Here is a 7062-nt window from a genome sequence, read left to right as displayed (position 1 = left end):
TTTTTTTTATATTCGGGGGGGGGGGGTCATCCCCCGCCCTGGCTGTGTTACACCAGAGACTTCAACCGATAGATCCACTCCAGCGCCTGGCGCGGTGAGAGTGAATCCGGGTCCAGCGCTTCAAGGGCTTCTAATGCCGGTGAAGTCTCCTCCACCAGCAACGGAAGCTGCGATCCGTCCGCTTTCGTCGCTGCCGCGCTGCCTGATAACGCTTCCAGCTCTTTCAGCTTCTGACGCGCGCGTTTAATTACCTCTTTTGGCACACCGGCCAGTGCAGCGACGGCGAGCCCGTAGCTTTTACTGGCTGCTCCCTCCTGCACGCTGTGCATAAAGGCGATGGTATCGCCATGCTCCACAGCATCCAGATGCACGTTCGCCACGCCTTCAATCTGTTCCGGCAGTGTGGTCAGTTCGAAATAGTGAGTGGCAAACAAAGTCATCGCCTTGATGCGGCTGGCCAGACTTTCGGCACAGGCCCAGGCCAGCGACAGACCATCGTAGGTTGAGGTTCCGCGCCCAATCTCATCCATCAATACCAGGCTGAATTCGGTGGCGTTATGCAGGATATTGGCGGTTTCCGTCATCTCGACCATAAAGGTTGAACGGCCTGAAGCCAGATCATCGGCTGCGCCAACGCGGGTAAAGATACGGTCCACCGGGCCAATTACGGCCTGGGTTGCAGGCACAAAGCTGCCGATGTAGGCCATCAGGGTGATCAGCGCCGCCTGACGCATATAGGTACTTTTACCGCCCATGTTAGGCCCGGTTACCACCAGCATGCGACGCTGAGGAGAGAGCGACAGTGGGTTGGCGATAAACGGCTCTTTCAGGACCTGTTCCACCACCGGATGACGGCCGCCGGTCAGTTTAATCCCCGGTTTATCGGTCAGAGTCGGGCAGCTGTAGTTCAGCGTCCAGGCGCGTTCCGCCAGGTTACTTAACACATCCAGTTCGGCCAGCGCAGCCGCACTGTCCTGCAGGGCTTCCAGATGCGGCAGCAGCATATCGAGCAGCTGGTCGTATAACGCTTTCTCCAGCGACAGCGCCTTCCCTTTGGAGGTCAGCACCTTATCTTCATACTCTTTCAGCTCAGGAATAATGTAGCGTTCGGCATTTTTCAGCGTCTGACGGCGCACATAGTGGATGGGTACCAAATGGCTCTGTCCGCGACTGACCTGGATGTAATAGCCGTGAACGCCATTAAACCCGACCTTCAGCGTATCCAGCCCCAGTTTTTCGCGCTCACGGATCTCCAGACGATCCAGATAGTCGGTCGCACCGTCGGCCAGCGCACGCCATTCGTCCAGTTCGTCATTGTAGCCGGGGGCAATCACACCGCCATCGCGCACCAGCACAGGCGGTGCCTCAATAATGGCGCGTTCCAGCAGCTCGCGCAGTTCGGTGAATTCACCCATTTGCCCGCGCAGGGTTTGCAGGTGTGCAATCTCGGTATTTTCCAACTCGCTGTTCAGTAACGGTAATTGCTGGAAAGCGTGGCGCATACGCGCCAGGTCGCGTGGACGTGCCGTGCGCAGTGCCAGACGCGCCAGAATTCGCTCGAGATCGCCGACCTGACGCAGCAATGGCGTCAGGCCCTCATGGCGATCCTGCAACGCACTGATGCTCTGCTGGCGTTGACTAATGATCTGGGTATCGCGCACCGGCATATGCAGCCAGCGTTTCAGCATACGGCTGCCCATCGGCGTTACGGTTTTATCCAACACCGATGCGAGGGTGTTCTCAATGCCCCCCGAGAGGTTCTGAGTGATCTCCAGATTACGGCGGGTGGCGGCATCCATAATAATGCCATCCTGCTGGCGCTCCATCGTCAGCGCACGGATATGTGGCAGCGAGGTGCGCTGAGTATCTTTGACGTACTGCAACAGGCAGCCCGCCGCGCGCAGGGCATGATACGCCTGTTCGACGCCAAAGCCGCTGAGATCGCGGGTGGCAAATTGCAGATTCAGCTGCTGGCGCGCGGTGTCCAGCTCATATTCCCACAGCGGACGACGGCGCAGGCCACGACGGTTTTCAATCAACGCCATCGCGGCGAAGTCTTCCGGGTACAGCAGCTCTGCCGGGTTGGTTCGTTGCAGTTCGGCTGCCATGGTTTCAAGATCGGTCGGTTCAGCCAGGCGGAAACGGCCGGAGCTGATATCGAGTGTGGCATAACCAAAGCCGCGCTGGCTTTGCCAGATCGCCGCGAGCAGATTGTCCTGACGTTCATTCAGCAGGGCTTCGTCGCTGATGGTACCGGGGGTGACAATGCGCACCACTTTACGCTCAACCGGACCTTTGCTTAACGCCGGATCACCGATCTGTTCGCAAATCGCCACCGATTCGCCCAGCTGTACCAGCTTCGCCAGGTAGTTTTCCAGTGAATGATAAGGCACGCCCGCCATCGGGATCGGTTCACCGGCCGAGGCACCGCGTTTGGTCAGGGAGATTTCCAGCAGCTGAGAGGCGCGTTTTGCATCGTCATAGAACAGTTCGTAGAAGTCGCCCATACGATAGAACAGCAGAATCTCCGGATGGTCAGCCTTGAGGCGAAGATACTGCTGCATCATCGGCGTGTGCGAGGATAAATTTTCGGTGTTGTTCATCAGGTGGAATGCTCCAATCCATTGAAAATCCTTGCCATATCAAACAGTATCGATGATGAAGCATCCTGGCAAGGAGATGGCTGATAGGGGTGAAAACCGGGTCTTACGCGCACATGACGGCATGACAGGCATCAGGATATGTAATGTGACTATATTATCCCAGCGGGTCACGCGCTGTCACAGGTAAAAATTGAAAGCATCCCGCAAACTACGCAGGAAAAGGCGCAGTGATTTATTGCATGACTTCTTCTTTTTCATGTCAGAATGTAACTATTATTTCACACATGGGATGGTGTCATGGATGAGCTTCTGCTCTTTGCCGGGCTGGTTGCCGTATTCACCGTAGTCGTACTGCCGATAATGGTGATGATTTCACTGTCACGCAGCAAACGTAATGAGCGTGAGCTGGCGCAACTCAAACAGACGGTCACCCAGTTACAGCAGAAGCTGGCGAAATGGCAGCGGGGTGAAACCTCCGTCGATGACGCACCGAAACGGGTGGTGCCGACGGAGGCATCGGCCAGGGCGGGCGAGGAACGCCTCCGGCAAGAAGCCCCTACTGTCGCCGTGCAGAACCCGGAAACCCCCTCTGTCACTCCGGTTCGCGTTCAGCCTCAACCCCGTGATCAGCAGCCTGATAGGGTCTCGGGCCTGCTTTCCGGCCTGTTGGCCTGGTTTATGAAAGGCAACCCGCTGGCGAAACTGGGCGTGCTGTTGATGTTCTTCGGTTTGGCCTATCTGCTCAAATATTCGGTTGAGCGCGATATGCTGCCCATCGAGTTGCGCCTGGCGGGTGCCGCGCTGGTCAGCCTGGCGATGCTGGGGCTGGGTTGGCGGCTCAGGACAAAACAGTCGCTTTATGCGTTGATCCTGCAGGGCGGGGCGGTTGGCGCGCTTTATATTACGGTGTTTGGTGCCTTCCGGTTGTATGCCTTGCTACCCCATTTGCTGGCCTTTGCCCTGATGCTGGTGATCTGTGCCGCCAGCGTGGGTCTGGCCGTACTGCAACGCGCCCTGAGCCTGGCAATGCTGGCCAGTATCGGCGGTTATCTTTCTCCCCTGCTGCTGTCTACCGGCGGCGGCAGTCATATCGCGCTGTTCTCCTATTACCTGCTGCTGTCGCTGGGGATTCTGGCGATCACCGTCTGGCAGCCCTGGCGGCCGCTTAATCTGCTGGGCTTTGCCTTCTCCTTTGGCGTGGCGGGATTGTGGGGCCTGAAGGGGTATCAGCCAGAATTTTACCTGAGCTGCCAGCTGTTCCTGATCGCCAATATGGTGATTTTCGGCGTGCTGGCGCTGGGGTTATCGCTGCGCGGGCAGGTGAAAGGCGAGAAGGTGATCGATGGCGTACTGCTATTCGGGCCGCCACTGGTCGGCTTTGGCATGCAGTACCACATGACGCAGCACTGGGCGTTTGGTCCGGCCTTCTCCGCGCTGGGCTTTGGTCTGGCTTATTTGCTTTTGGCCTGGGTCGCGTTGCGCCGCTATCCTGCGCTGGGGCGGCAGTTGGCCGTTGCCGGGCTGGCGTTAGGAGGCGTGTTCACCACCCTGGCGATCCCGCTGGCACTCTCTGCACAATGGACGTCAATGGCCTGGGCACTGGAAGGGCTGGGTATGCTTTGGCTGGGGCAGTCGCAGCGTCAGTCACGTGTCAGCTACAGCGGTACCGGATTGCTGCTGCTGGCTCTGGGTTCCGCGCTGATGGCCTGCTTCAATGGCATCTATGCTTTCTCCTTCAGTCTGATCTTTGCCGTACTGGCTCTGACCTGGCTCGGTGGGGCCTGGCTGTGGCGCAACGCTAACAACGTGGTGTCGCGCGTGCTGCTGGGCGGCGGCATTCTCTGGTGGCTGGCGACACTGATCGGTGGGCTGGCAGCCACCCCGGTCCCGGATGATGACTTCCTGTTCCCGCTACTGGGGCTTATTGCCCTGTCCGCCGTTGCCTGGCATCTGGCCAGCCGACGTTTTGCCTGGCCTGAACTGGGTTACATGCCGTGGCTATTGTGGCTGGCTATGCTGCTGGTCGTGCTTTATCAACAGGTGATCGATAACTCCCTGCTGGCGGCAGGTTGGCTCAATCTGGTCTGGCTGCCGGTGCTGGGTGCGGCTTACGGGCTGCTGAAGCGTGAAGAAGGCAGACTGAAACCTCTGATGCTGGAACAGGGGCTGCATTTATCGCTGTTCTGGATGCTGCTGACGACAGGAATCGAGGTCTGGCGTATCACGGATAAGCTGCCGTGGGGCATGGATGAATGGCGTATTGCTGTACTGATGGTATTTATCGCCGGGATTATTCTGCTGATGCTGTGGGCGCTGCGGCGCGGCATCTGGCCGTTTGTCGCTCATGCGCGCCTGTACACCCAGCTTGGGCTGTTGCCACTGGCCCCTTGTGCATTGATATTGCTGCTGCTGGGTAACCTGCATGATGGTGTGATGATTGACTGGCGCTATCTGCCCCTGCTCAACCCACTGGAAGAGGGCGCACTGGTACTGATATTTGCACTTTTACTGTGGGGCGGGCTGCTGCGTGACCGTTTTGCCGCTGTGCTTCCGTGGTGTGATTTCGCCTTGCGCCTGGCCGCGGTAGCCCTGCTGTTCTGGTGGGGCAATGGTCTGGTGATGCGTTTGCTGGCTCACTATGGTGCTATTGCGTGGCAGGCAGAAGCACTATGGTCATCGCGTCTGGTGCAGACCACCTTTGCGCTGCTGTGGATGCTGACAGCACTGATGATCATGCTGTGGTCAACGCGATGCCGTGATCGCCAGGGTTGGTTTGGCGGGGCAGGTTTGCTGGGGGTGGTAATTATTAAATTAATTCTGGTCGACAGTGCGCATGGCGGTGGCCTGGCGCGTGCTGTGGGCTTTATCGGTGTGGCAATCCTGGTGCTGATTGCCGGGTATTTTTCACCCCTGCCACCGAAAACCGGACATAAAGAGGATGCTGTGACAGTCAATGAGGGAAAACATGAAGAATAAGTTGAGTCACGGACTGTGGTTGGCCGCACTGTGCCTGTCAGCCAGCGTGAGCGCGAAGACGGGCGAAGCGCCGAAGGATTATGCTTATGGTCTGCCGCTGACCACCCAGGGCTCTGAGCCGTTCTTCGAAGTCGCATTGCCTGGCGATGTGTACCAGCAAACGGCCTGGCCCGATATGCGCGACCTGCGGGTGTTTAACAGCCAGGGTGTGACGGTGCCGTTTGCTCTCTATTCGACAGAGACCCACGAGACGCAGAGTCAGACCTGGCCGCTCCGCGTCTTCCCGCTGGATAATCCGCAGCGTGGAGCGAGCGGTCAGTCGCAGATCACAGTCAAAGCGGCCAACGGGATTGAGGTGACGCTGCCCACAGAGGGCGAAAAATCCTCAGGACGCAGTTTGTTGCTGGAAGTGCCGCAGGAGGGGGAAGACTTCTATCCGAGGCTAAGTGGGTTGAAACTGACCTGGACGCGCTTGCCGCAGAACTGGCAGGCGCGGGTCAGCGTGCTTTACAGTCAGGATCTGAAAAGCTGGGATACGTTGAACGACGATGCGCCGTTGATGGATCTCACCTCTGGCAGCGATCGGCTGTTGCTGGATACCATCGACCTGCGTTATGACCGCCGTACCCCGCGTGCGCGCTACCTGATGTTGGTGTTTAAAGACGATGGGCAGCCCGCGAACCTTGACCTCAGCGCCATCACGGGGATTGAGAAGTCGACCAACCCGTTACCACGCTCGCACTACGTGACCCTGGCGCCGACAGTAAAAGCGCTGTCAGAGAGTGAAGCCGAATACAGCTGGTCATCGCCGCAGCCATTCAGTCGGGTGAGTATTAAACCTGCCCAGAGTAATGCGGTGTTACCGCTGGAAATTGATTACCGCAGCAGCGCGCAGGACAGCTGGCATCCGCTGGGCAAACAGGTGGTTTACAGCCTGGGGGAAAGCGCCTCGGTTCCGCTGGTGCTGCAGGGTGAGCTGATTCAGGCGATCCGGGTTAAAGGCATTAACCAGCAGTGGAGCGGGATGCCACCGCTGGTCAGTGGGGAGCGAGAGGTGCGAAAACTGGTGTTTAATGCTCAGGGCAGTCCACCGTTTATGCTGGTGTGGGGCAATAAGATTGCCGCAGCGCAGGCGATAAGTCTGGATACGCTGATCCCACCGGAAACCAATCGCTGGCTGGTTCTGCCTGATGCCGGAACCACGTCATCAATACAAACCCTTGGGGGACGGGAAAGATTAACCGCCACTGGCGGGGCAGAGAAAAGCGAACTGTGGCAGAAAGGGCTGCTCTGGGCGTTGTTAATTATTGGCGCAGGTGGCCTGGTGATGCTGGCATTGAAGGTCTGGCGCGAGGTGCAGCGTCAGCCGAAATAGTCTGCCGGGGCGTATCAGGGCAGCGGCATGACGGGGCCTGGAAACAGGTCAGGTCATGTTTCTTAACAATAATTTCTGCGGTGTCTGACCGACATCACATTATTATCG

3 protein-coding genes are annotated in these 7062 nt (G+C 58.0%); 2 read left to right on the top strand and 1 reads right to left on the bottom strand.

Annotated features, from left to right (window positions below; translation table 11 throughout):
* Positions 1–47 precede the first annotated feature (47 nt).
* Positions 48–2603, bottom strand: a complete 2556-nt coding sequence (gene mutS, locus WH279_RS11035) for a DNA mismatch repair protein MutS (RefSeq protein ID WP_159337956.1) — start codon at positions 2601–2603, stop codon at positions 48–50.
* Positions 2604–2900: 297 nt separating this feature from the next.
* On the opposite strand from mutS, the gene WH279_RS11030 reads away from it, so the two are divergent.
* Together WH279_RS11030 and WH279_RS11025 are read left to right on the top strand one after the other, a co-directional pair.
* Positions 2901–5579 carry a DUF2339 domain-containing protein gene (locus WH279_RS11030; protein ID WP_339456557.1) on the top strand — a complete coding sequence of 893 codons (2679 nt, stop codon included), beginning with the start codon at positions 2901–2903 and terminating at the stop codon, positions 5577–5579.
* Positions 5569–6954: a DUF3999 family protein gene (locus WH279_RS11025; protein ID WP_339456555.1), complete on the top strand. Its 1386-nt coding sequence runs from the start codon at positions 5569–5571 to the stop codon at positions 6952–6954. The genes WH279_RS11030 and WH279_RS11025 overlap by 11 nt, the downstream gene beginning before the upstream one ends.
* Positions 6955–7062: the final 108 nt, after the last annotated feature.

The organism is Erwinia sp. MYb375, assembly GCF_037479175.1.
GTDB lineage: Bacteria > Pseudomonadota > Gammaproteobacteria > Enterobacterales > Enterobacteriaceae > Erwinia > Erwinia rhapontici.
Note: the sequence above shows the minus strand (reverse complement) of the source record. Positions and strands in the feature narration are given on the sequence as shown.